This window comes from Curtobacterium sp. MCLR17_042, assembly GCF_003234695.1.
Taxonomy (GTDB): domain Bacteria; phylum Actinomycetota; class Actinomycetes; order Actinomycetales; family Microbacteriaceae; genus Curtobacterium; species Curtobacterium flaccumfaciens.
In genome coordinates this window covers 441,280-464,582 of record NZ_QKTD01000001.1, presented here as the reverse complement: position 1 = coordinate 464,582, position 23,303 = coordinate 441,280, and the positions used below count along the sequence as shown (strand labels likewise).

Below are 23,303 nucleotides of genomic sequence, written 5' to 3'. Positions count from 1 at the left end.
CTTCGACGGGCTGCATAGCGTTCGGTGCGCACACATCTGGTGCGTGTCGGAGAAACCCACGACACCCCCGCGACCACGACGGCCACCGGGGTGTCACGGCGCACCTCAGCTGTTGTCGAGCGGCAGGCCCTCGGGGTTCACCTCGGACGTCTTCACGGCCTCGTTCGACAGGTTGTAGGCCGCGAGCCACTTCGCGTAGGTGCCGTCCTCGATGAGCTCGTCGATCGCCGCCGCGACGGGCTTCGCGATGCCGCTGCCCTGCTTCGTCGTCGCGGCGATGAGCCCCTGCAGTGACGAACCGGCGCCGGAGTACGTGCCCGCGGTCTTCGTCTCCTTCGCGGTGCCCTTGCTCTGCGTGTTCTGGTAGGCGATCGTCGGGTTCGGGCCGAAGTACGCGTCGATCTTGCCCGAGTCGAGCGCGAGCTTGATCGCGTTGCCGTCCGGGTAGTACTTGATCGTGAAGTCCTCGCCCTTCGCCCGGAGTTCCTTCTGCCACTCGAGCAGGATGTTCTCCTGGTTCGTGCCGGAACTCACGGACAGGGTCTTCCCGGCGAGCACGGACGGGTCGCCGTCGAAGCGCAGCGAGCTCGACGCCAGCACCTGGAACGCCAGGTTGTCCTGCCGGTACGAGGCGAAGTCGTACTTCTCCTTGCGCTCCTCGGTCACCGTGACGTTCGAGAACCCGGCGTCGTACTTGCCGCTGTCGATCCCGACGAACAGGTTGTCCCACGTGGCGTTCTGCACGTCCGCGCGCAGCCCGAGCTTCGCGGCGACGAGCCGACCGAGGTCGGGCTCGGAACCGGTGATCGTCTTCTGGTCGTCACCGGTGAAGGCGAGCGGCGGGAACCCGGCGGGCAGGGCACCGACGCCGATCGTGAGCTTGCCGGACTTCCGGACGGCGGCGGGGAGCGCGTCGTGCAGCTTCGTGTCCTCGGTGACCTCGAAGGTCGTCTCCTTGGCCGCACCGTTCGAGGCGGCGCCGATGGTGACGGACCCGTCGGGTGCGCCGCTCGTGTCGGCGGAAGCGCCCGCGGAGCACCCGGCGAGGGCGACGACGACGCCGGCTGCGAGGACGAGGAAGCCGGCGCGGTTGCGCCAGCGGGACGGGGTGGTCGTGGACATGGTTCTCCTTGGGGTGCGTGCAGGGATCAGGGATCAGGGTCAGCGGACGCGGGACAGGAAGTCGCGCGTGCGGGTGTGCTGCGGGTGGTCGAGCACCTGGGCCGGCGGCCCCTGCTCGACGACCCGCCCGTGGTCGAGGAACACGACGTGGTCGGCGACCTCGCGGGCGAAGGCGATCTCGTGCGTGACGATGACGAGCGTGGTGCCCGTGTCCGCCAACCCCCGGATGTCCCCGAGCACCTCGCCGACGAGCTCCGGGTCGAGCGCCGAGGTCGGTTCGTCGAGCAGGACGACCGACGGCTCGAGCGCCAGCGCCCGCGCGATGGCCACGCGCTGCTGCTGCCCGCCGGAGAGCTGCCGCGGGCGGGTGTCGCCACGGTCGCCGAGTCCGACGCGCTCGAGCAGGGCCGCCGCGCGGTCGCGCGCCACGGCACGGGGGACTCCGGCGGCGATCGGCCCCTCGGCCACGTTCTCGAGCGCGGTGAGGTGCGGGAACAGGTTGAAGTGCTGGAACACGAAGCCGATCCGGGACCGCTGCCGCAGGATGTGCCGCTCGGGCAGCTCCTTCCAGCGGGGGACCCCGTCGCGGCCGGTGCGCAGGCGGACGCCGATGGGCTCGTCGCCGACGGTGACGACCCCGCGGTCGAGCGGCTCGAGGTGGTTGATCGCCCGGAGCAGCGTGGACTTGCCGGAACCGGAGGGGCCGAGGACGACGGTCACGCTGCCGGACGGCAGCGACAGGTCGATGCCGTCGACGACGACCGTGTCGCCGAACACCTTGACGGCCCCGTGGATCGCGATGGCGGCGCTCATCAGATGCTCCTCTCGTCGACGGTGGAAGCGGACCCGGACGCGACCGCGCGCTCGGCGGCGGCTGCCTTCGTGCGGCGACCCGCGCCTCCAGGCCGTCCCGGACCACGTCCGGTCCCGCCGCCCCGCAGCGCGCTCCGCACCCGCTGCCACGGTGTCGGCGGCAGCGCACGGACCGAGCCGCGGGCCGTCCAGCGCTCGACGTAGTACTGCACGATCGAGACCGCGCTGGTGAGCACGAGGTACCAGATGGTGGCGACGACGAGCAGCGGGATGATGTCGCCCGGGTACGTGCTCGACAGGTTCTGCACCACGCCGAACAGGTCGAGCAGCGACACGTAGAACAGCAGCGACGAGGCCTTCAGCAGGCCGACGACCTGGTTCACGAACGCCGGGACGATCGACCGCAGCGCCTGCGGCATGATCACCCGCACGAACTGCCGGCGACGGGGGAGCCCGAGCGCCTGCGCGGCCTCGTGCTGGCCGTGGTCGACGGCGAGCACCCCGGCGCGGACGATCTCGGACGCGTAGGCGATCTCACTGAGACTCAGCCCGATGACCCCGATCGCCAGGTCGCCGAGCAGGTTCGCGGTCGGCACCTCGAACTGCGGCCCGAAGGGGATCCCGATGCCGATGGTCGGGTACAGCGACCCGAGGTTGTACAGGAAGACGAGCACCAGGATGAGCGGCACCGACCGGAACAGCCACACGTACCCCCACGCCAGCCCGGACAGCACCGGGTTGTGCGACAGCCGGGCGATGGCCACCAGGATCCCGCCGGCGAAGCTGATCACGGCGCTCAGCGCGGTCGCGGTGAGCGTCAGCTGCAGGCCGGTCAGGACGGCGGGGCTGAACAGCCACTTGCCGACGGCCGGCCAGCCCCACTGCTCGTTCGTGAACAGGGTCTCGCCGAAGTTCAGCAGCACGACGAGCACCAGGGCCGCGGCGATCCACCGCAGCGGGTGCCGCAACGGCACGACGGAACGGTCGAGTGCGGCGTGTCCGGCCGCGTCGATGGTCGCCGTCTCCGGCCTGGAGGCGCGGCTCGCCCCGGTCGTCCGGCCCGCGTCGTCGACGCTGGTCGCCTCCCACTGCGGGGCCCTGGTGGTCTCGGTCATGTCGCGACCGTAGGAGGGCCGGCCGACGCCGACAACGCCTCGCGCAACACCCCGCCACGCGGCGCAACACCCGGCCATCCGGCGCAACGCGGCGTCACAGAACGGTGTCCTGCGTGACGTTCCGTGACGGCCGACGGAGCGCTACCGTTGCGCCATGACAGCGCATCGTGTGACCGCCCCGGTGCCCCCGGCGGACGGCACCAAGGTGAAGGGTCCGGCGTCGTACTTCCCGAGCATCGAGACGACGTACGGGCGCCCGGTGCAGGAGTGGCTCGACCTGGTCGCCGACCGGCTCGACGACCACCAGCACATGGAGGTCGTCGGGTGGCTCAAGGCCGAGCACGGCCTCGGGCACGGGCACGCGAACGCCCTGGTCGCCTACGTGAAGCACGCGCTGGCCGCCTGAGCGGTCGCGTCGCTCGCCTGTGGTTCGGCGGGTGTCGGCCGCGGTGCGTGGTTCGGCGGGTGTCGGTCGTGCCGCGTGGTGCGGCGGGTGTCAGTGGTCGTTCCTAGCGTGGGGGCGTGGCCGAACCCGTCGATGCGTGGTGGCGCCGCCGACAGTGGTCGCGCGGCGAAGCGGTGCCGTACGCCGTGGGACAGTTCCGCGCCGACTGGGCGCCGTACCCGGTGCTCATCCGGCAGTACCACCCCGACTGGAACCACGGTGTCGTCCTGACCCAGGTCCCCCCGGCGGCCGAGGTCCTGCTCACCTGGGAGTGCGACGTCGGGCACGTCTTCGTGGCGACCCCGTCCGAACAGCGGTCCCGCCCGGGCCGTGAGCGCCGCCGCTCCGTCTGGTGCCCCGAGTGCGCGGTGCAGGCCCAACCGCAGCGGTGGCCGGTGCTGCCGTCGGACTGGCCCCAGGCGGTACCCGTGCCGCAGCGGGTCGTCCGGAGTGCCGGACGACAGACGCTGCCCGCGGCTCCGGTGCGCGGGGTCCCGGCCGGAGCCGTCGCGTCGAGCCGTTCCCGGTCCCGGTCCCGTCGGCCCGTCGCCGGCTCGGCCGGAGGGGCGCCACGGCGGACCGCCCAGCCCGTTCCCCGCACGATCTGCCCGAAGACCCCGCGGCTGCCGTCGGGTGAGTCGTTCACGAGCGTCTGTGCCCCGGCGACGGCCTCGGCGGTCGAGGCCGAACTCCGGGGCATGCTGTCCGAGCGGCTCGCGTTCACCTACGACCACTCCGCCATCCGACTCGACCGCCCGTTCTTCGACCACGTCGAGGCCTGGCCGGACATCATCCTGCCCGAGCTCCGCGTCGCCATCGAGTACGACTCCACCGGTCGGCACGGCCTCGAGCACGTCGGCCCGCGGCAGGAGACCGACCGGAAGAAGGACCGCGCCGTCCGCGCCGTGGGGTGGGAGGTCGTCCGCATCCGCACCGGGCGGCTCCCCGCGCTCGGCCCGTACGACCTCCAGGTCTCGGGGATCTCCGGCCGGACCGTCGACCGGCTGGCGGACACCCTGCGCGAGCTCCGGGGCGCGCTGTTCGTCGACGCGTACGCCCGGTGACACCGTCGATCGGGGTACACGCGCGACCCGGCGGGGTACGGCCCGGCTGGGAGCGGTCGCGAGCGACGGGTAGGTATACAGGGTGACCACCGTCTTCTGTCTCCATGCCCTCGGCGCGAGTTCCGAGGAGTTCGCGCTGCTGCGCGCCGAACTCCTCGGCGACCTCGACCTGATCGGCATCGACCTGCCCGGCTTCGGCCGCAGCCCGGCGTCGTCCGGCACCACCGTCGAGGAGATGGCCGTCCTGGTGGAGCGCGCGATCGGGGCGAGCGGCTCGACGGAGTGGATGCTCCTCGGACACTCGATGGGCGGCAAGGTCGCCACGGTGGTGGCCGACCGCACGATCTCCGGCGCGAACGGCCTGTTCGGGCTGCGGGCCGTGCTGCTCCTCGCCGCGTCCCCGCTCGCCCCGGAGCCGATGGACGACGACCGCCGCTGGACGATGCTCTCGTGGGCTGCCGGCGGCCCGATCTCCGTCGAGGACGCCGAGGAGTTCGTCGCCGCCAACACAGCGTCGCCCCTGGCGCCTGCGCGGCACAGCCGGGCGGTGCAGGACGTCGAGCGGAGCGACCCCGTCGCCTGGACGGACTGGCTGTCCCGCGGGAGCCGCGAGGACTGGTCGGACGCCGCACCGAACCCGGTGCCCGCCCTGGTGCTCGCCGGCGCCGAGGACGGTGACCTCGATGCCGACGCCCAGCGCCGCCTGACCCTGCCGCACTGGCCGAACAGCGAGCTCCACGTCGTCGACGGGGCCGCCCACCTGCTGCCCTGGGAACAGCCCGAGGCCGTGGCCGAGCGCATCCGCGACTTCTGGCAGCGCCGGGTCACGGGGTCGCCGGTCGTCCCCGTGGAACACGCCCGCGTGATCGCCTCGCCGCGGGTCAGCGCCCGGACGCGGGGGCTGCTGGCCCAGCGCGCCCTGCCCGACGACCCGGCCGCCGCACCCCACGCGCTCACGCCGACGCAGCTGGACACCCTGCGCGCCGTCGCCCGGATCGTCGTCCCGCAGCCCGGCACCGACCAGGTCGACCTGGCACTGCGGGTCGACGCGCAGCTGGCCGCGGGGCTCGGTGACGGCTGGCGGCCGGACGGCCTGCCGGTGGACGCCGAGGCCTACCGTGCCGCGCTCGACGTCCTCGCTGCGCCCGCCCGCGACGGCGTGCTCGACCAGGCCCTCGAGTCCGTGGCTGTCGGGCGGTACCGCGCCGACGGCGACCTCGACGCCGAGCAGCTGCGCGCGTGGTTCGAGGACGCCAGCGTCGACCTCGTGAAGCACTGGCTCGCACACCCCGCCACCATGGCAGCCATCGACTTCGACGGGTACGCCAACGGAGGTGACGGCGTCCGCAAGCAGGGCTTCCAGCTGCTCGCGGCGGGCGAGCGCGAGGCCTGGGAACCCGAGGCCCCCGCCGACCCCGGCACCGCCACCACGATCGACACCGCACCGACGACCGGAGCTGCACGATGAGACTCGACGGACAACGCACGTACGGCACGGACGACGTCGTCGACGTGGTGGTGGTCGGCACCGGGGCCGGGGGAGCACCGCTCCTCGCATCGCTGGCCCGCCGGGGCCTGACGGTCGTCGCGCTCGAGGCCGGCCGCAACACCGAGCCGGGCGACCACGTCCCGGACGAGGTCGCCGCCCCCGGTGACATCAACTGGATGGACGAGCGGCTGAGCGGCGGTGGAGCCCCGACGGCCTTCGGCCCGAACAACAGCGGCACGGGCGTCGGCGGGTCGACGCTGCACTGGGGCGCGTTCACCCCGCGGCCGAGCGAGCACGACCTGCGGCTGCGGACCGAGAGCGGCGCGGGGCAGGACTGGCCGATCAGCCACGACGAACTCACCGGCTGGATCGAGCAGGTCGAGCACGACGTCGGCGTCGCCGGCCCCGAGCACTACCCGTGGGACCCGTCCCGCCGCTACCGGATGCGCCCGCCGGCCCGGAACGCCTCGTCGGACATGATGATGCGCGGCACCGCGGCGGCCGGGATCACCGCGACCGATGCCCCGGTCGGACTGACCACCGAGGACCGGCACCAGGAGCACCACGGGCTGCGCCAGGCCTGCGTGTCCTGCGGCTCCTGCCACCAGGGCTGCCGCAACGGCTCGAAGGTGTCGATGGACACGACCTACCTGCCCGCCGCCGTGGCGTTCGGTGCGGAGATCCGTCCGGAGTCCTTCGTGCACGGCATCGAGCTCGACGCGGCGGGACGGGTCGAGGCGGTCCTGTACACCGCCGACGGCCGCGAGCACCGCCAGCGCTGCCGGACCCTCGTCCTCGCCGCGGGCGGTGTCGAGACGCCGCGACTGCTGCTGCACACCGGTGTCGCGAACGGCAGCGGGCAGGTCGGCCGGAACTTCACCGCGCACGGAGCCACCCAGGTGTGGGCGCGGTTCGACGAGTCGATGCGCTCGTACCGCGGGTACCCGTCGTCGATCATCACCGAGGACTTCGTCCGACCGGCGGACGCCGACTTCGCGGGCGGCTACCTCATCCAGAGCCTGGGCGTGCAGCCGCAGACCTTCGCGACCTCGCTGGTCCGGGGCGGCGGACTCCGCGGTGCCGAGCTCGTCCGGGCGCTGCAGGACTACCCGTTCTCGGCCGGCGTCGGCATCAACGCCGAGTGCCTGCCGTACGACGACAACCGCCTCGAGCTGACCGACGAACTCGACGAACACGGTGTCCCGCGTGCTCGGGTGTCCTTCACCCCGGGGTCGAACGAGGAAGCGATCCGCCGCCACGCGGTCCGCACGATGACGACCATCGTCGAGGCCGCTGGCGGTCAGGACGTCCGGGTGCTCGAACGCACGGCGCACACCATCGGCACCGCGCGGATGGGCACGGACCGCGAGACCTCCGTCGTCGACCAGGACGGCCGCTCGTGGGACGTCCCGAACCTGTGGATCGCCGACAACTCGGTGTTCCCGAGCGCGGTCATCGCGAACCCGGCGCTGACGATCATGGCGCTCTCGCTCCGCACCGCCGACCGCATGCTGCAGGCCGCCTGAGCAGGAGCCCCGACCGCCCGGTCGGGGCTCAGCCCCGCAGCGCGAGCGCCTCGCTCGTCCACCGGGCGTGCAGGCCCCACGGGTCGTCGACCCCGGCAGCGACGGTGTCCACGTGGGCCAGGAGCTCCGGCGTCACCCGGAACCACTCGGTACCCGGGTACCGGCTGGCGGCGAACGTGGCGTGCCGTCGGCGTTCGAGGGTCCGGTCGCCGCGCTCGAACGCCAGCAGGTCCTGGTGCGGGATCGCCGCGAGCCGCTGCCGGGGGTTCATCGTCGTGCCGATCTTGATGCGGTCGCCGAAGTCGTCGCGCATCCGCAGGTAGTAGACGACGTCGACCCGAGGGGGAGAGAGGTCGCCGTCCGGCACGTCACCCCACCGCCACTCGCACCGGGCACACACCATCCCCGAGGGGTACCGCACCCCGATCCGCGAACCGCACGCCGGGCACGGGCCGGGCAGTGCGTCCTCGATGCCGGGGTGTTCGGCCGCGAGGTCGGCGACGAACGCGACGTGCGCGCCGCACAGGGGGACGCCCGCGAGACCGTCCGCGAGTACGCCCGCGCAACCCGGCACGCAGCACGACGAGGTGACCATGCGCCGAACGCTAGCCCGACCCACCGACGTGCCCCGGGCCTCCCGGCTGCTCCGCGCGCTGTGCGTACCGGGCGTCCCTGGTCGAATCGGGTGTCCCTGGTCGAATCGGGCGTCCCTGGTTCGTTTTTCCGACCAGGCATGCCCGTTCCCACCAGCCATCGCGCGCGCTCTGGGAAAGAACGGGCGTCCCTGAGGGAACCCGGCACCCCGAAAGTCCGCCGATCCGGGCGTACCGACCGAGAACGCGCGTACCGACCAATAGCGCGCGTACTGAGTCGAATCGGGCATACGTGGTCGGTTCTTCCGACCAGGTATGCCCGTTCCCACCAGCCATCGCGCCCGTTCTGGGAAAGAACGGGCGTACCTGCGGGAACTCGGCGCCCCGCACGTCCGCCGGTCCGGGCGTACCGACCAAGAACGGGCGTACCTGAGGGAACCCGGCACCCCGGCCGCCGGGCGCACCGACCGAGAACAGGCGTACCGACCGAGAACGCGCGTACTGGGTCGAATCGGGCATACGTGGTCGGTTCTTCCGACCAGGTATGCCCGTTCCCACCAGCCATCGCGCCCGCCATGGGAAGGAACGGGCACGCAGGCCGCCGTCAGTCGGTGAAGATCACCCCGACGGGCTCGCGCTTCTCCTCCTGGAACTCATCCTCACCACGACCGAGCGCCCAGTACGCCGACAACGACATCTCACGCTTCTCCAGCCCCCAGTCGTCCTGCAGCAGTCGACGGATCGCCTTCATCGCGGTCCGCTCGCCGTGCGCGAAGACCTGGACCGGCCTGGAGGCACGCGGCAGCCCGCGGGCCGTCTCCAGCAGGAGCGTGCCCGGCTGGGCGCCGGTGGCGTCCCGGTGCAGCCACCGCAGGTCGACCCCGGCCGGGTGCCGGATGTCCTGCTCGTCCGCGGGCCCGGCCACCTCGACCAGGGCGACCCCGGTGGCGGAGTCGGGCATCGACTCGAGTGCGGCGCCGATCGCGGGCAGGGCGCTGTCGTCACCGAGCAGCACGTGCGTGACCGCCGGGTCGGTACTCGGCGCGTAGCCACCACCGGGCCCGGACAGGGCGAGCCGGTCGCCGGGCTGCGCGGACGCTGCCCAGGGACCGGCGAGGCCCTCGTCGCCGTGCACGACGAAGTCGATCGCGATGCTCCGCGTGGTGTGGTCGACCGCCCGCACCGTGTAGGTGCGGCGGGCGGGGCGGTCGTGCTTCGGCAGGGTCTCGCGCAGGGCCTCGAGGTCGTACGGCGGCACGAGTCCGAGCGACGGCTTCGCGAGCAGGAGCTTGACGTACCTGTCGGTCGAGCCGAGCCGGTCAGGGTCGGCCTGGGCGACGAAGTCCTCGAAGGCCGAGCCACCCAGGTGCACGCGCACCATGTGGGGCGAGAGGCGTTCGGTGCGGTCGACGACGAAGACGTGCTGGGGGCGTTTGGGTTTCGAGCTCATCGTGGGGGAGCTTCCTCTCGCAGGTTCGGCGCCACCTGGGTGATCCCTGCTTGACGCGCGCATCACTAAGGTTAGCCTTACCTCATGGACTCGACCGTCATCCCGTTCTCCGAGCTGCTGCGGCGTCGCACGCGGCGCTCGCACGGTGCCTCGGCCACGAGCGGCTTCATGCAGGACCTGCTCGGCGGCGACTGCGACGTCGCCGACTACGCGGACCTGCTCGGACAGTACGCCTTCGTGTACGACGCGCTCGAGCGGGCGGCGGAACGCATGACCGACCACCCCGTCGCGGCGCCGTTCGTCACCGCGCAGCTCACCCGGATGCCGGCGATCCGTGCCGACCTCGAGTACCTGATCGGCCCGGACTGGTCCGAGCTGGTGTGCCCGCTGCCCGCGACGACCGCGTACGTGCGACGCCTCAACGAGGTCGCGGCGGAGTGGCCCGGCGGCTTCGTGGCGCACCACTACACGCGGTACCTCGGCGACGTGTCCGGCGGGCACGTGATCGGGCAGGTGCTGGCCGAGCGGTTCGGGTTCGACACGAACGGTGTCCTCTTCTACATCTTCGACCAGGTCGCCGACCCGAGCGACTTCGAGCACACCTACCGGGCCCAGCTCGACGCCGCGCCCTGGACGGCAGAGGAACAGGAGCGGGTGATCGCCGAGGTCGAGCTCGCCTACGAGCTGAACCGTGGGCTGCTCGCCGGCCTCGATGCCCGCCGTGCGCCGTTCCGTCAGGAGCCGGGCAGCGCCTCCGTGCCTGCCTGACCCATCGGGGGAGTACCCAAGCAAGGCCGCGCGCGGGACCGCCCGGCCCCGCGCGGACCCTGCCCCGCGTCCGTCCGGACCCCGCTCCGCGTCCGTCCGGACGGTCGACGTCATGCGCCCCCGGGTGCCGATACGCTGCTGGGACCCGGGACCAGCCTCCCGGACGACCCGGAAAGGACTCCATGACGGCGATCGACGGATCTGCACGCCACGAGCGCGCGCGGGACGACGTCAGCGGTGCGGTCGACAGTGACCTGCGCGCCGACGTCCGGTACCTCGGCAACCTCCTCGGCCGGGTGCTGCGGGAGAACGGGGGCGACGAACTGCTCCACGACGTGGAGTCGTTGCGCGCCGCCGTGATCGACGCCTACGAGGGCGACCACGCCGAGGGTGCAGCGCGTGCCCAGGCGATCGTCTCGGGCATGTCGGCCGAACGCGCCGAGGCCGTGGCGCAGGCGTTCACCACGTACTTCCACCTGACGAACCTGGCCGAGGAGCACCACCGCGTGCGGGTCCTCCGGCAGCGCGGTGACGACGGTGGCGTGGCCGGCGACTCGTTCCCCGCCACCTACGCCGAGCTCGTCGCCGAGGTCGGCGAGGCCGAGGCCGCCGAGCGGCTCCGCACCCTGCGGTTCCACCCGGTGCTGACGGCCCACCCGACCGAGGCCCGCCGCCGCGCGGTCACCACGGGTGTCCGCCGCATCACGGACCTCATCGACGAGCGCGACCGTGCCCGGAACGCGACGGCCCGCGCCGAGAACGAGCGCCGCCTGCTCGAGGAGATCACGACCCTCCTGCGCACCTCCCCGCTCCGCACCACCCGGCCGACCCCGCTCGACGAGGTCCGCACCGCGATGAGCGTGTTCGACCAGACCCTGTTCGAGATCGTCCCGCAGGTGTACCGCCTGCTCGACGACCGGCTGCAGGGCGACGACGCCGGCCGCGCTTCCGTGATCGCGCCCGCGTTCGTGCGGTTCGGCACCTGGATCGGCGGCGACCGCGACGGCAACCCGCACGTGACGGCCGACGTCACCCGCCAGGCCGCCGAGATCGCGGCGGAGCACATCCTGCTCGGCCTCGCCCGCGCGACCACCCGCATCGGCAGCGCCCTGACGCTCGACGCGAGCGACACCCCCGCCGACGCCGGCCTCACCGCCCTCGTCGCCGCGCAGGAGTCCCTGGACCCGGGCATCGCCGAGCGGATCGGCGTCCGCGCACCGAACGAGACCCACCGTCGTGCGCTCCTGTTCGTCGCCGCGCGCATCGACGCCACCCGGACCGGCACCACACCGCTGGCCTACGACGGCCCGGAGGCGCTGCTGGCCGACCTCCGCACCATCCAGGCGTCGCTCATCGCCGCCGGCGCGATCCGCCCGGCGAACGGCGAGCTGCAGAACCTGATCTGGCAGGTCGAGACCTTCGGGTTCCACCTGGCCGAGCTCGAGGTCCGCCAGCACTCGCAGGTGCACCGCACCGCCCTGGCGGAGATCCGCGCCGGTGGCGAACTGAGCGAGACCACCGAAGAGGTCCTCGCCGTCTTCCGCACGATCGCCGGGCTGCAGTCCCGCTACGGCGTCCGCGCGGCGAACCGGTACATCGTGTCGTTCACGCAGTCCCCGGCCGACCTGGCGAACGTGCACGAGCTCGCGGTCGCCGCGCTCGGGTCCGCCGAGGCTGCGCCGGTGCTCGACGTCATCCCGCTGTTCGAGACCTTCGCCGACCTGCACGCCAGCGTCGACATCCTCGACGAGGCGGTCCGCACCGAGGCCTTCCAGCGACGTCTCGCCGCGACCGGCCGTCGGCTCGAGGTCATGCTCGGCTACTCGGACTCGTCGAAGGACGTCGGCCCGGTGTCCGCGAACCTGGCGCTGTACGACGCGCAGGCCCGCATCGCCGACTGGGCCCGCGACAACGACATCGAGCTGACCCTGTTCCACGGCCGGGGCGGTTCGCTCGGCCGGGGCGGCGGTCCCGCCAACGAGGCCGTCCTCGCGCAGCCGCCGGGATCGATCGACGGCCGACTCAAGCTCACCGAGCAGGGCGAGGTCATCTTCGCCCAGTACGGCGACCAGGACATCGCCGCGCGCCACCTCGAGCAGATGGCCTCGGCGACGCTGTTCGCGTCGACGCCGTCGAACGAGGCGCGCACCGCCGCCGCGGCCGCCCGGTTCGCCGACCTCGCCCAGCAGCTCGACGACGTCTCGCGCGTCGCCTTCTACGACCTGGTCAAGGCCGACGGCTTCGCGCCCTGGTTCGCCCGGGTCACCCCGATGGAGGAGATCGGCCTGCTGCCCCTCGGCTCCCGCCCGGCCCGTCGCGGCCTGTCGGTGGAGTCGCTGGAGGACCTCCGCGCCATCCCGTGGGTGTTCTCGTGGACGCAGGCGCGCATCAACCTCGCCGGCTGGTACGGGCTCGGCTCCGCGCTCGAGGCCGTCGGCGACGTCGATGTCCTCCGCGCCGCCTACGCCGAGTGGCCGCTCTTCGCCGCGATGATCAAGAACGTCGAGATGTCGCTCGCGAAGACCGACGAGCACATCGCCCGCCGGTACCTCGAGCTCGCCGACCGCGACGACCTCGCCGCGAAGGTGCTCGACGAGATGGTCCGCACCCGCGACTGGGTGCTCCGCGTCTCCGGCGGCAGCGACGTGCTCGAGGACCGACCCGTCCTCGCCCGCGCCGTGCGCCTCCGCAGCCCGTACGTCGACGCGTTGTCGCACCTGCAGCTCCGTGCGCTGCGCGCCATCCGCACGTCCGGCAGCACGGACCCGACGGACGCCGACCACCGGCTCCTGCTGCTCACCGTCAACGGGATCGCGGCCGGCCTGCAGAACACGGGCTGACGCCCCCACCCGACGGACAGGAGGCCCGGTGCCAACTGGCACCGGGCCTCCCGTCCGTCCCCGCGCACGTCCCGGGCCCGCACTTCCTGAGCAGGAACGGTCGCCTCCGGCACCGCGAACCGACCGTTGCTGCTCACGAAGTGCCTGTCGAATCGATTCGGGGACGCGTAGCGTGTCCGAGGTGACGACGGAGCGCAGCCCGAGACCGACGACGACCGTGCTGCCCCCGATCGTGCCGCTGGCGCTCATCGTCGGGGTCTCGCCGTTCGCGACGGACATGTACATCCCCGCACTCCCGGCCATCGCACGCGACCTCGGCACCACGCCCGGCGCGGTGCAGCTGTCGCTCACGGCGTTCCTCGTGGCCTTCGCGGTCGGCCAGCTGCTCGTCGGACCGGTGAGCGACGGGATCGGTCGTCGGCCGATGCTCGTCGTCGGGACCGCCCTGTTCGCCCTCGCGTCGGTCGGCTGCGCGCTCGCCCCCGACGTCGTGACGCTGGTGGTGGCCCGCGTCGCCCAGGGACTCGCCGGTGCTGCGGGCGCCGTGGCCGGTCGGGCGATGGTGTCCGACGTGACGAGCGGCACCCGGATGGCGAAGGTGTTCGGCACGCTCGCGGCCATCAACGCGATCGGACCCGTGGTGGCCCCGCTGGCCGGGGGAGCGGTGCTGACGGTCGGGACGTGGCGGCTCATGTTCGTCGTGCTGGCCGTGCTCGGTGCCGTGTTCTTCGTGGCGGTGGTGCTGCGGTTCCGCGAGACCCTGCCGCCGGAGCGCCGTGGTGGCGTCGGGTTCGCGGCGAACGGGCAGCGCATCCGCGAGCTCCTGGCGATCCCGCGGTTCCGGGCCTACGTGCTGAGCGGGGTGCTGTCGACGGTGGGGTTCTTCGCCTACATCGCGACGAGCTCATTCGTGTTCCAGTCGGAGTTCGGGTTCTCCGAGGGGCTGTACACGCTCGTCTTCGCCACGAACGCATCGATGATGATCGTCACGACCCTGCTGTTCGGCCGGCTCGTCGGGCGGTTCAGCGAGGACGCCCTGCTGACCCTGGGTCTGGTCGTCGGGACGGTCGGGGCCACGGCTGTGCTGGTGTCGGCGCTCCTCGGGCTCGGGCCGGTGCCGGTGTGGTGCGCCCTCGCGGTCGTGACGGCCGCGTGGGGCTTCGTCCTGCCGGCGGCGATGACCCGCACGCAGCACGTCGGCGCGGCGCACCCGGGCACGGCGGCTGCCCTGCAGGGCGGCCTGACCTTCGGCATCGGCGGTCTCGGCACCCCGCTCGCCGGCGCCCTCGGCGGCACCGCACTGGCGATGGGCGGGGTGATGGCAGCGCTGATGGCCGCGGCCGTCGTGGTCCAGGTGACGGCGACGCGGCGAAACCGGTCCCACAACTGACGGTCCGAGCCGGTAGGTTGCTGGTTGCAAGGCGCACCGATCTGAGGAGACCCACCGAGATGGACATCGTCGTACACGAGGCGGAGACCGACACCGCCGTCCTGGAGTGCAGCGGCCGGCTCAACATGGTCTCCGCGCCCACCTTCCGCGAGACCGTCGCCCAGATCGTCGGCAACGGGCGTTCGCGGCTCGTGGTCGAGCTCTCCGGGGTCGAGTTCATGGACTCCTCCGGCCTCGGCGCCCTGGTCGGCAGCTTGAAGACCGCACGTCAGGCCGGCGGCGACCTCCGCATCGCGGCGCCGTCGGAACAGGTCCAGATGGTGCTCAAGCTCTCCAACATCGACAAGATCCTGCGGACGTACCCCGACGGGGACGCCGCGGTGACCGACTGGTGATGACCGCCCCCGTCGCCGAGCACATGCTCGCACTGGCGTGCCCTCCGGACGACGTGTCCGCCGTGCACGACTTCCTCGCGGGCGTGTGGCAGCACGAACCGTCCGTCACCGCCGAGGACCGGATGGCCCTCGAACTCGCCCTCGTCGAACTCACCTCGAACGTCATCGAGCACGGCGCCCGCCCGGACGGTGTCTCGTGCGAGCTCCGGCTCGAGATCGGTGACGAGCGCTTCCAGGCGCTGCTGTCCGACGACGGGGTCGCGGCGACGGTGGATCCCGACGCCGCCGTGCTGCCCGACGACTTCGCCGAGGGCGGTCGTGGGCTCGCCCTCGTCCGCATGGTCGTCGACGACCTGCGGTACGAACGCGTCGCCGACCGGAACCGCTGGACGGTGCTGCGCTCCCGGCACTGAGCGGGAGCACGTCCGTCCTGCACCGACGGAGCCCACCGGTCGTCCGCCCAGCGCACTCCGTGGGCCGCAAACCGCAATGACGGGTCGGCGATTGTCGCGTTTCCCGGACACCGTGTCACGATTCGCGCGATGACTGTCGACCCTGATCCCCGGATCCGGTTCGAGACGTCCGGCGCCGGACTCGACGCGGCCGTGCAACTGTACGAAGAGGCCTACGAGAGCACGGGGTTCTCGGCGTCCCGGACCGATCGTCCGTTCGCGTACCGGTTCCAGGTCGTGGGCGACGGATCGATGACGTTCCGCTCCACCCGGTTCGACGGGCGGATGCAGGGCGAGGTCGAGGTCCCCGATGAGTACGTCGTGATGTGGACGTCGGACGGCGGTGGCCGCGTCGATGTCGGTCGCCAGGAGGTCGACTTCGCACCGGGGACCCCGCGGGTGTTCCCGACGCGGCGTCCGTTCGTGTTCGACCTGCAGGACGTCCGACAGAGCCTCGTGCAGTTCGACCGCACGTACCTGGAGCGCGTCGCCGCCGAGGTGCACGGCACCCGGCCCGGCCCCCTCGTGTTCGACCACACCGCCGCGCCCCGGCCCGAGGACCTCCGCGCCTGGAACAGCCGGGTGCAGCGCGCCGCAGCGATCGTGCTCGGTCCGGCGCCGCTCACCGAGCTGGCCCTCGCCGAGACCGTGCGTGAGACCGCGCTGGCCTTCCTCCGCACATTCCCCCACGAGTCCATCGCCCCCGACGTCGCGCTGCCACAGGGAGCCACGGGTCGCGTCCGCGAGGCCGTGGAGTTCATGCACGCCTTCGCTCACACACCCGTGACCACGACCGACGTCGCCGAGCACGTCGGCCTGAGCGTCCGGGGGCTGCAGCAGGCGTTCCAGCGGCAGGTGGGCACGGCGCCGAACGCCATGCTCCGTGGCATCCGGCTGGACCGCGTGCACGAGGAACTCCGGCGTGCGTCTGCGGGCGACCTGACGGTGGCGAGCGTGGCGTTGCGCTGGGGCTTCGCGCACCTCGGCCGGTTCTCGGCGGCGTACGCGTCCCGCTTCGGCCAGTACCCGCGCGACACGCTGCAGCAGCCCCGCGGCGCGGTCCCGCAGCTCTGAGCCGGGCAGTGGACCGCGCGTCACACTCCGGAACGGTGCCTCGACGGTTCGCTACGCTGCCCGGGTGAGCAGATCGCGACCGTGGGTCATCGCCCCCGGCATCTGGAACTCGGACCCGGACCACTGGCAGTCCGTCTGGGAGCGGGAGCAGCAGGACGAGCACGACGAGCACGACCAGCACGGCCAGCGCGACCAGCACCAGCAGTCCGCCGCCGTCCGCATCGCCCCCGCCTCGTGGAGCGATCCGGACCCGGACGACTGGCGCGCCGCGATCTCGACGGCCGTGGCCTCGTGCCCGGAGCCCCCGGTCCTCATCGCCCACAGCCTCGGCGTCCTGGCCGTCGCCGACTGGCTCGCCACCACGGCGGATGCTCCCGCGCTCGTCGCCGGTGCCTTCCTCGTCGCCCCACCCGACCCGCTCGGCGACACCTTCCCGGACGAGGCATCGGGCTTCGTGACGCCGCGCCCGGTGCCCTCGGCCCAGCGGGTCCCGACGCGCCTCGTCGTGAGCGACGACGACCCGTACTGCAGCGCGGACCGGGCGCTCGTGTTCGCCGACGCGATGGGCGCGGACGTCGTCCGCGTCGGTGCCCTCGGGCACGTGAACGTCGCGAGCGGCGTGGGGGACTGGCCCGCGGGCCGGGAACTGCTGCGGGCGTTCGAGGACGGCCTGCGCCCACCTCGGTGACGACGGGCGCGACACGCCGCTCAACTCCGCCGCGATATGGCAGGCGGTGCAGCGACACACCGCGGATGTCCCGCGTTTCGGCCCGCGCGATATTTATCCTTCGGACATGGAGACCCAGTCCGGCGCACGCACCCCGCTCGTGGACCCGTTCGGCCGCGAGCTCGAGGAGTGGCTCCGCGACGCACCGGCGACCCGTGCCCCGTACGTGCCGGACCTCGTCGTCCCGCCCGTCACCGGCCCCGTGCAGCGCCCCGGACACGCCGCGGACACCACCACGATCGCCGACCGAGCGACCTCCGACGCGACGACTGCCCAGCAGCCGACCGCCCCGGCGCACGTCGCCACCCCGGCACCGGCCGACGAGACGACCCGGTCGGCACCCGTCGCCGCCCCCGCGTTCCGCCGCGACCGCGCCCGCCACGCCGCGGTCTGCGCCCCGTCGTTCCCGGAGCCGCCGGAGCGTCTGGCCCTGCGCATCGAGGACCTCGCGGTGGAGGTGTCGTCGTCCACGGGCCGCAGCAGCATCGAGCGCATCGTCCTGCTCGAGGACGAGGTCCGCCGCCGTGACGAGGACCTCGCCCGCCTCGCCGCGTGGGAAGCCACCGTCGCCGGCTCCGACGACCCCGAGGTGACGGCCGCCCGCGCCTTCGCCCACACCGTCTTCGCCGACCTGCTCACCGACGCCGCCGCCGAGGCGGACCGCCGCGACCGTGCCGCAGCCCGCCGCGCAGCGACCGCGCCGGTGGCGCTCGTCACCCGGCCGGCACCCGTGCCGACCCGCGCAGCACGGAGCGTCCCTGCAGCAGCGCAGGCAACCGCACCCACCGCGGAAGCCGCGCCGGTGGTGGCACTCGTCACCCCGGAACGCGACGAACCCGTCCGACCGGTGCTGGGCCTCCCAGCCGTGTCCCCGGTGTCCGCGGCCACGCGACCCACCCCGCTCGTCCTGCCCGCCACCGGACCGACGGTCATCGACCGCGCGGCCTTCGCCGCCGCGCTCACCGCGCACCAGGGCGTCACCGCGAGCACGCCGGTCGTCCTGCCGGACGCAGTCGCCGCACCCGTCCTCCCGGCCTCCGTCGCGGACGCGACGGAAGCCGACACCGACACCGACACCGACACCGACACCGCGGCAGCACCGGCCCCGGCCGGCTGGTGGTCGCGACTCGTCGACCGCCTGCTCGGCCTGCTCGGTCGTCGCTGACGCCCCGCGGCCGCGGCGCGGTCGGCTGCACCGCTTCCGGTCACCCCGCCTCCGGCTGCACTGCCTGGAGGCCCGGATCACCCCAGACGGACCGGCTGCCCCGTGCGGGGCGGTCGCCTCGGTAGACTGACGGGATGCCGACGCTCCGCGAACTCCAGGCCGTGATCGAGGACCTGTGGCCCGCCGCCGGTGCTGAGTCATGGGACTCCATCGGGCTCGTCGCGGGCGACCCGGACGCCACCGTCGAGCACGTGCACCTCGCCGTCGACGCGGTCCCGGCCACCGCCCGTGAAGCCGTCGAACTCGGTGCCGGGCTCCTGCTCACGCACCACCCGCTGCTGCTCCGCGGGGTGACGACGATCGCCGAGTCGACCTACAAGGGCAGCGTCCTCGCGACGCTGGTGCGCGGCGGCAGTGCCCTGCTCGCGGCGCACACCAACGCCGACGTCGTGACGACCGGCACCTCGGCGGTCCTCGCCGACCGTCTCGGGCTGACCACGCAGCGCCCGCTCGACGCCGGAGCCGACCCCGACACGGGCATCGGGCGCGTCGGCGTGCTGCCCGAGGGGACGACCCTCGGCGCCCTCGCCCGCAAGCTCGTCGACCTGCTGCCGCCCACGGCCACCGGGGTCCGCGTCTCCGGTGACTTCGACCAGCCGGTCCGCACCGTGGCGCTCTGCGCGGGTGCCGGCGACTCGCTGCTCGGCCACCCCGCCGTGCTCGACGCCGACGTCTACATCACGAGCGACCTGCGGCACCACCCGGCCTCGGAGTTCCGCGAACAGGCGCTCCTCGGCGGCGGGCCGGCGCTCATCGACACCTCGCACTGGGCCACCGAGTGGCTCTGGCTCGACGTCGCCGCAGAGCAGCTGCGCACCCGGGCCGGGGTCCGCGTCACCGTGAGCGACCTCCGCACCGACCCGTGGGACTTCGCCGTCCTGCCGGCCGCCGAACCCACCACCCCCACAGAAGGAGCCTGACCATGAAGGCAGCACCCGAGGACCAGGTCATCCTCCTCGACGTCCAGCGTCTCGACAACGACGTCACCCGCATCGCGCACCGCATCACGTCGTTGCAGAAGGGCGACCAGCTGACCGAGCTGAGCAAGCAGGCTGCTGCGCTCCGAAGCGAACTCGTCGCCGCCACCGGCGAGGTCGAGGACGCCGAGCGCGACCTCGCCCGCCTGGAATCCGACACCGCAGTGGCGCAGGCCCGCGTCGAACGCGACACCACGATGCTGCAGAACGTCGCGAACGCGAAGGACGCCGCCGGACTGCAGAGCGAGCTCGACTCGCTGCAGCGGCGCATCGGCGGCCTCGAGACCGCCGAGCTCGAGATCATGGAGAACCTCGACGGCCTCCGCGCCCGGGTCGGTGACATCGAGGCCAAGCTCGCCGACGTCGAGGCCGCCCGCGGTGGCCTGGTCGCCGAGCGCGACGCCGAGATCGCCCGGCTGACGGCCGACCGCGAGTCCGCCGAGCAGGCCCGCGCCGACGTCGCCGCCAAGGTGCCGGCCGAGCTGCTCGCCCTGTACGACCGGCAGCGTGCGCGCTACGGCTTCGGCGCCTCGCTGCTGCAGGGCGGCGTGTCGACGGCCTCGGGCGTGGCGCTCAACAACTCCGACCTGCAGACCATCCGCCGGGCTGCGCCCGACGACGTGGTGCTGTGCCCCGACAGCGACGCGATCCTGGTGCGGACGGCCGAGTCCGGGCTGTAGACGCGAGCGACGTCCGGGGCTCCTGTCCGTCCTGGGCTGGTCGCAACGCCTCGTGTGCGTGCCGCCGAGAGGTCACGAACCGTCGGCTGCGGCCGTGCCGGCCGACAGTTGGTGACCACTCGGCAGAACTGAGCGGGGAGTCGTGACCGCGCGCGCCGCCAGCCTGGAGGCCCGTGGCGGCGCCGCACCGCGCCTCCTGTCCGTCGTGGGCTGGGCGCAACGCGTCGCTCGCCGGGCGCCGAAAGGTCACGAACTGTCGGCTGCGGCCCTGCCGGCCGACAGTTGGTGACCACTCGGCGAACCTGAGCCGGGAGTCGTGACCGTGCGTGCCGCCTGACGGGAGGCCCGTGGCGGCGCCGCACCGCGCCTCCTGTCCGTCGTGGGCTGGGCGCAACGCGTCGGGTGCGTGCCGCCGAGCGGCCACGAACGGTCGGCTGCGGCCGTGCCGGCCGACGGTTGGTGACCGCTCGGCGAACCTGAGCGGGGAGTCCTGACCGCGCGCGCCGCGCACGCCGACCGACGCCGACGAACGCGGCACGGAGGAGGGGCGAATGGGCCGGCCGTACGCCGGGTTCTGTCCCGCCGCTTGCACGGCGGTGACGGCCATCTCTCTCGGACCGACGTTGCCGTCGGCCTCCAGCGGTCTACCCGAGGACTCGGCGAGCAGCCTCAACGTCCTCTGTCTGACCTTGCTCCGGGCGAGGTTTACCGAGCGGATCCGGTCACCCGGACCCCTGGTGGTCTCTTACACCACCGTTTCACCCTTACCGACGTTGCCGCCGGCGGTCTGCTTTCTGTGGCACTGTCTCGCGGATTGCTCCGGGTGGGTGTTACCCACCGCCCTGCTCTGTGGAGCCCGGACGTTCCTCGGCGCTCCCGGGGGAGCGACGCGACCGTCTCACCGACCCATTCGCTGGAGCGAGTCTACCCGGCTCCGCGGTGCCCGACGCGAGGGGAGCCCCACAGGCACGGGTACCTGATGAGAACGGGCGTGCCTGGTCGGAAGTTCCGACCAGGTACGCCCGATTCGACCAGGTACACACGCGACCAAGTACCCCCGACCAGGTACGCGCGACCAGCGCTAGACGCTGCGCGCCGCCAGGGTCGCGGCACCGATGATGCCGGCGTTGTTGCGGAGCGTCGCGGGGATGATGTCGGCCTGCAGGTCGAGCAGCGGGAGGAACTCCTCGTACTGCTTCGAGACCCCGCCGCCGACGACGAACAGCTCGGGGGAGAGCAGGGCCTCGAGCGTCGAGTAGTACTTCTGCAGACGCTTCGCCCAGTGCTTCCACGACAGGTCGTCGCGCTCCTTGGCGGCGAACGAGGCGCGCGACTCGGCGTCGTGCCCCTCGATCTCCAGGTGCCCGAGCTCCGAGTTGACGATGAGCACGCCGTCGTTGATGAGCGCGGTGCCGATGCCGGTGCCGAGCGTCGTCACGATGACCAGGCCGTCCTTGCCCTTGGCCGCACCGAACTGCTGCTCGGCGAACCCGGCGGCGTCGGCGTCGTTGACGAAGTGGATGGAGCGGCCGAGTTCCTTCTCGAACAGCGCCTCGGCCTCGAAGCCGATCCACTTCTTCGACACGTTCGCGGCGGACATCGTCTTGCCGTCCCGCACGATCGCCGGGAAGCAGACGCCCACGGGGACGTCGTCACCGGGAGCGAGCTCACCGATGATCTCCTTGACCACCGCCGTGATGTCCTGGGGCTTCCCGCCCTCGGGCGTGGCCTTCTTGATGCGGTCCGTGGTGAGGGCGCCGGACGCGACGTCGACGATCGCGCCCTTGATGCCCGTACCACCGATGTCGACGCCGACTGCGAGGGAGGTCATGAGGTTGTCGTGCCTTTCGGTTGCCTGCCGGAGGTGTCCGGTCAGGAGACGGTGAGGAGCTCCGCGCCGCGTTCGGTGACGACGAGGGTGTGCTCGAACTGCGCGGTCCACGACTTGTCACGGGTCGAGACCGTCCAGTCGTCGGACCAGATGTCGGCCTCGATGCCGCCGAGCGTGAGCATGGGTTCGATGGTGAACACCATGCCGGGTTCGATCACCGTGTCGTACTGCGGTGCGTCGTAGTGGGGGATGATCAGGCCGGAGTGGAACGCCCGACCGACGCCGTGTCCGGTGTAGTCGCGGACGACGCCGTAGCCGAAGCGCTTCGCGTACGCCTCGATCGCACGGCCGATCACGTTGACCTGCCGGCCCGGGGCGACGGCCTTGATGCCGCGACGCAGTGCCTCTTCGGTCCGGGTCACCAGGTCCGACACCTCGGGCGCGGCCTGCCCGACGACGAACGTGCGGTTCGTGTCGCCGTGCATGCCGTCCTTGTAGGCGGTGATGTCGATGTTGACGAGGTCGCCCTCCTGCAGGACGGTGTCGTCGGGGATGCCGTGGCAGATGACCTCGTTGAGGCTCGAGCAGAGCGACTTCGGGTAGCCGCGGTACCCGAGCGTGGAGGGGTAGGCACCGTGCGCGACGACGAACTCGTGCCCGATGCGGTCCAGCTCGTCGGTGGTCACACCCGGGCGGATGGCCTCGCCGACGGCGTCGATGGCCTGCGACGCGATGCGTCCCGCGACCCGGATGCGCTCGACCTCGTCCGGCGTGTAGGTGTCACCGAGACCGTGCTCGTGGGGCTCGACCTTCCCGACGTACTCCGGACGCTCGATGTCCTTCGGGACGGCGCGGTGCGGGGAGATGCGGCCGGCGGTCAGGTGTCCGTGTTCGTCCCGGGGCATGCGGACCACTCTAGCCGCGGCGCGACGCGCCGAACGCAACCGCCCCAGGGCGCAGCCCGACGCGCCGAGCGCGACCGCCCCGGGGTGCGGCCCGACGTGGTGGACGTGACTGCCTGGAGGCCCGGTGCCGGTCCGCCGGACCGGCACCGGGCCTCCAGGCGGTCACGTGGGTACGGTGGGCGACATGAGCGAAGAACGCATCGAGTCCCAGTGGTGGTTCAACGACAAGACCGGCCAGGTCGAGCAGGGCCCGCAGTCCCCGCAGCGTGACCGGATCGGCCCGTTCGCGACGCGCGAGGAGGCGCAGCACGCGCTCGACCGCATCGCCGCGAACAACGAGAAGTGGGACGCCGAGGACCGCTGAGCACCGCGGCCGGCGCTCCGCCGGCGCCCCGGTGACGGCGCGTCGCACGGCCCCGCGC

22 protein-coding genes and 1 other RNA gene are annotated in these 23,303 nt (G+C 72.7%); 15 read left to right on the top strand and 8 right to left on the bottom strand.

All coding sequences use genetic code 11. The annotated features are described in order from the left end of the window. Positions 1–105 precede the first annotated feature (105 nt). The 3 genes from DEJ02_RS02260 to DEJ02_RS02250 are packed head-to-tail and all read right to left on the bottom strand — an operon-like array spanning position 106 to position 3,050. Positions 106–1,122, bottom strand: coding sequence for a transporter substrate-binding domain-containing protein (locus tag DEJ02_RS02260; protein WP_111031848.1), 1,017 nt, complete (start codon positions 1,120–1,122; stop codon positions 106–108). A 39-nt stretch (positions 1,123–1,161) separates the two neighbouring features. Beyond that, the gene (locus tag DEJ02_RS02255) at positions 1,162–1,935 is read right to left on the bottom strand and encodes an amino acid ABC transporter ATP-binding protein (RefSeq protein WP_111031847.1); all 774 of its coding nucleotides are present in this window, start codon (positions 1,933–1,935) and stop codon (positions 1,162–1,164) included. Next, a complete protein-coding gene (locus DEJ02_RS02250; protein WP_111031846.1) occupies positions 1,935–3,050 on the bottom strand; it encodes an amino acid ABC transporter permease in 1,116 nt (371 codons plus the stop codon). The genes DEJ02_RS02255 and DEJ02_RS02250 overlap by 1 nt, the downstream gene beginning before the upstream one ends. A gap of 154 nt (positions 3,051–3,204) precedes the next feature. Here DEJ02_RS02250 and DEJ02_RS02245 point away from each other — a divergent pair, with 154 nt between their 5' ends. The 4 genes from DEJ02_RS02245 to DEJ02_RS02230 all read left to right on the top strand — a co-directional run bounded on the left by DEJ02_RS02245 (position 3,205) and on the right by DEJ02_RS02230 (position 7,574). After that, positions 3,205–3,456, top strand: coding sequence for a DUF4287 domain-containing protein (locus DEJ02_RS02245; protein ID WP_111031845.1), 252 nt, complete (start codon positions 3,205–3,207; stop codon positions 3,454–3,456). Positions 3,457–3,572: 116 nt separating this feature from the next. Continuing rightward, positions 3,573–4,559 (top strand): hypothetical protein, encoded by a 987-nt coding sequence (locus tag DEJ02_RS02240; RefSeq protein ID WP_111031844.1) that lies wholly within the window; start codon positions 3,573–3,575, stop codon positions 4,557–4,559. 82 nt (positions 4,560–4,641) lie between these two features. Then, the gene (locus DEJ02_RS02235) at positions 4,642–6,027 is read left to right on the top strand and encodes an alpha/beta fold hydrolase (protein WP_111031843.1); all 1,386 of its coding nucleotides are present in this window, start codon (positions 4,642–4,644) and stop codon (positions 6,025–6,027) included. Then, a complete protein-coding gene (locus tag DEJ02_RS02230; protein WP_111031842.1) occupies positions 6,024–7,574 on the top strand; it encodes a GMC family oxidoreductase in 1,551 nt (516 codons plus the stop codon). The genes DEJ02_RS02235 and DEJ02_RS02230 overlap by 4 nt, the downstream gene beginning before the upstream one ends. Before the next feature lie 28 nt (positions 7,575–7,602). Here DEJ02_RS02230 and DEJ02_RS02225 read toward each other — a convergent pair whose 3' ends face one another. After that, complete coding sequence (locus DEJ02_RS02225) at positions 7,603–8,169, bottom strand: GIY-YIG nuclease family protein (RefSeq protein ID WP_111031841.1); 567 nt, start codon at positions 8,167–8,169, stop codon at positions 7,603–7,605. A gap of 602 nt (positions 8,170–8,771) precedes the next feature. After that, positions 8,772–9,617 carry a siderophore-interacting protein gene (locus tag DEJ02_RS02220; RefSeq protein ID WP_111031840.1) on the bottom strand — a complete coding sequence of 282 codons (846 nt, stop codon included), beginning with the start codon at positions 9,615–9,617 and terminating at the stop codon, positions 8,772–8,774. 84 nt (positions 9,618–9,701) lie between these two features. Here DEJ02_RS02220 and DEJ02_RS02215 point away from each other — a divergent pair, with 84 nt between their 5' ends. The 10 genes from DEJ02_RS02215 to DEJ02_RS02170 all read left to right on the top strand — a co-directional run bounded on the left by DEJ02_RS02215 (position 9,702) and on the right by DEJ02_RS02170 (position 20,145). Next, positions 9,702–10,385 (top strand): heme oxygenase (biliverdin-producing), encoded by a 684-nt coding sequence (locus DEJ02_RS02215; protein ID WP_111031839.1) that lies wholly within the window; start codon positions 9,702–9,704, stop codon positions 10,383–10,385. A 182-nt stretch (positions 10,386–10,567) separates the two neighbouring features. Then, complete coding sequence (locus DEJ02_RS02210) at positions 10,568–13,225, top strand: phosphoenolpyruvate carboxylase (RefSeq protein ID WP_111022923.1); 2,658 nt, start codon at positions 10,568–10,570, stop codon at positions 13,223–13,225. A gap of 181 nt (positions 13,226–13,406) precedes the next feature. Next, the gene (locus DEJ02_RS02205; RefSeq protein WP_258378645.1) at positions 13,407–14,615 is read left to right on the top strand and encodes a multidrug effflux MFS transporter; all 1,209 of its coding nucleotides are present in this window, start codon (positions 13,407–13,409) and stop codon (positions 14,613–14,615) included. A 59-nt stretch (positions 14,616–14,674) separates the two neighbouring features. Further along, complete coding sequence (locus DEJ02_RS02200) at positions 14,675–15,010, top strand: STAS domain-containing protein (RefSeq protein ID WP_017886068.1); 336 nt, start codon at positions 14,675–14,677, stop codon at positions 15,008–15,010. Beyond that, entirely contained in the window at positions 15,010–15,423 is a 414-nt protein-coding gene (locus DEJ02_RS02195) for an ATP-binding protein (RefSeq protein WP_110863868.1), read from the top strand. Before DEJ02_RS02200 ends, DEJ02_RS02195 begins: the two co-directional genes overlap by 1 nt. Positions 15,424–15,552: 129 nt before the next feature. Next, positions 15,553–16,536: an AraC family transcriptional regulator gene (locus DEJ02_RS02190; RefSeq protein ID WP_111031837.1), complete on the top strand. Its 984-nt coding sequence runs from the start codon at positions 15,553–15,555 to the stop codon at positions 16,534–16,536. Between the two features lie 64 nt (positions 16,537–16,600). Next, entirely contained in the window at positions 16,601–17,224 is a 624-nt protein-coding gene (locus DEJ02_RS02185) for an alpha/beta hydrolase (RefSeq protein WP_111031836.1), read from the top strand. A 106-nt stretch (positions 17,225–17,330) separates the two neighbouring features. Next, positions 17,331–18,428, top strand: coding sequence for a hypothetical protein (locus DEJ02_RS02180; RefSeq protein WP_111031835.1), 1,098 nt, complete (start codon positions 17,331–17,333; stop codon positions 18,426–18,428). Positions 18,429–18,562: 134 nt separating this feature from the next. Continuing rightward, positions 18,563–19,408: a Nif3-like dinuclear metal center hexameric protein gene (locus DEJ02_RS02175; RefSeq protein WP_111031834.1), complete on the top strand. Its 846-nt coding sequence runs from the start codon at positions 18,563–18,565 to the stop codon at positions 19,406–19,408. A 2-nt stretch (positions 19,409–19,410) separates the two neighbouring features. Continuing rightward, positions 19,411–20,145, top strand: a complete 735-nt coding sequence (locus DEJ02_RS02170) for a zinc ribbon domain-containing protein (protein WP_027465445.1) — start codon at positions 19,411–19,413, stop codon at positions 20,143–20,145. Between the two features lie 548 nt (positions 20,146–20,693). On the opposite strand, the gene rnpB is transcribed toward DEJ02_RS02170, so the two are convergent. The 3 genes from rnpB to map all read right to left on the bottom strand — a co-directional run bounded on the left by rnpB (position 20,694) and on the right by map (position 22,881). Beyond that, positions 20,694–21,054, bottom strand: an RNA gene (gene rnpB, locus DEJ02_RS02165) — RNase P RNA component class A. Positions 21,055–21,226: 172 nt separating this feature from the next. Beyond that, on the bottom strand, positions 21,227–21,976 hold the full coding sequence (gene ppgK / locus DEJ02_RS02160; RefSeq protein ID WP_027465446.1) for a polyphosphate--glucose phosphotransferase: 750 nt from the start codon (positions 21,974–21,976) through the stop codon (positions 21,227–21,229). Between the two features lie 41 nt (positions 21,977–22,017). Then, complete coding sequence (map, locus tag DEJ02_RS02155) at positions 22,018–22,881, bottom strand: type I methionyl aminopeptidase (RefSeq protein ID WP_071403965.1); 864 nt, start codon at positions 22,879–22,881, stop codon at positions 22,018–22,020. Positions 22,882–23,065: 184 nt separating this feature from the next. Here map and DEJ02_RS02150 point away from each other — a divergent pair, with 184 nt between their 5' ends. Continuing rightward, on the top strand, positions 23,066–23,245 hold the full coding sequence (locus DEJ02_RS02150) for an SPOR domain-containing protein (protein ID WP_111023013.1): 180 nt from the start codon (positions 23,066–23,068) through the stop codon (positions 23,243–23,245). Positions 23,246–23,303 lie beyond the last annotated feature (58 nt).

What these genes read in the sequence shown, in the direction of transcription:
- DEJ02_RS02260 (WP_111031848.1), bottom strand. Translation starts at nt 1,122, where the DNA reads ATGTCCACGACCACCCCGTCCCGCTGGCGCAACCGCGCCGGCTTCCTC.
- DEJ02_RS02255 (WP_111031847.1), bottom strand. Translation starts at nt 1,935, where the DNA reads ATGAGCGCCGCCATCGCGATCCACGGGGCCGTCAAGGTGTTCGGCGAC.
- DEJ02_RS02250 (WP_111031846.1), bottom strand. Translation starts at nt 3,050, where the DNA reads ATGACCGAGACCACCAGGGCCCCGCAGTGGGAGGCGACCAGCGTCGAC.
- DEJ02_RS02245 (WP_111031845.1), top strand. Translation starts at nt 3,205, where the DNA reads ATGACAGCGCATCGTGTGACCGCCCCGGTGCCCCCGGCGGACGGCACC.
- DEJ02_RS02230 (WP_111031842.1), top strand. Translation starts at nt 6,024, where the DNA reads ATGAGACTCGACGGACAACGCACGTACGGCACGGACGACGTCGTCGAC.
- DEJ02_RS02225 (WP_111031841.1), bottom strand. Translation starts at nt 8,169, where the DNA reads ATGGTCACCTCGTCGTGCTGCGTGCCGGGTTGCGCGGGCGTACTCGCG.
- DEJ02_RS02220 (WP_111031840.1), bottom strand. Translation starts at nt 9,617, where the DNA reads ATGAGCTCGAAACCCAAACGCCCCCAGCACGTCTTCGTCGTCGACCGC.
- DEJ02_RS02215 (WP_111031839.1), top strand. Translation starts at nt 9,702, where the DNA reads ATGGACTCGACCGTCATCCCGTTCTCCGAGCTGCTGCGGCGTCGCACG.
- DEJ02_RS02210 (WP_111022923.1), top strand. Translation starts at nt 10,568, where the DNA reads ATGACGGCGATCGACGGATCTGCACGCCACGAGCGCGCGCGGGACGAC.
- DEJ02_RS02200 (WP_017886068.1), top strand. Translation starts at nt 14,675, where the DNA reads ATGGACATCGTCGTACACGAGGCGGAGACCGACACCGCCGTCCTGGAG.
- DEJ02_RS02195 (WP_110863868.1), top strand. Translation starts at nt 15,010, where the DNA reads ATGACCGCCCCCGTCGCCGAGCACATGCTCGCACTGGCGTGCCCTCCG.
- DEJ02_RS02190 (WP_111031837.1), top strand. Translation starts at nt 15,553, where the DNA reads ATGACTGTCGACCCTGATCCCCGGATCCGGTTCGAGACGTCCGGCGCC.
- DEJ02_RS02180 (WP_111031835.1), top strand. Translation starts at nt 17,331, where the DNA reads ATGGAGACCCAGTCCGGCGCACGCACCCCGCTCGTGGACCCGTTCGGC.
- DEJ02_RS02175 (WP_111031834.1), top strand. Translation starts at nt 18,563, where the DNA reads ATGCCGACGCTCCGCGAACTCCAGGCCGTGATCGAGGACCTGTGGCCC.
- DEJ02_RS02170 (WP_027465445.1), top strand. Translation starts at nt 19,411, where the DNA reads ATGAAGGCAGCACCCGAGGACCAGGTCATCCTCCTCGACGTCCAGCGT.
- ppgK (WP_027465446.1), bottom strand. Translation starts at nt 21,976, where the DNA reads ATGACCTCCCTCGCAGTCGGCGTCGACATCGGTGGTACGGGCATCAAG.
- map (WP_071403965.1), bottom strand. Translation starts at nt 22,881, where the DNA reads ATGCCCCGGGACGAACACGGACACCTGACCGCCGGCCGCATCTCCCCG.
- DEJ02_RS02150 (WP_111023013.1), top strand. Translation starts at nt 23,066, where the DNA reads ATGAGCGAAGAACGCATCGAGTCCCAGTGGTGGTTCAACGACAAGACC.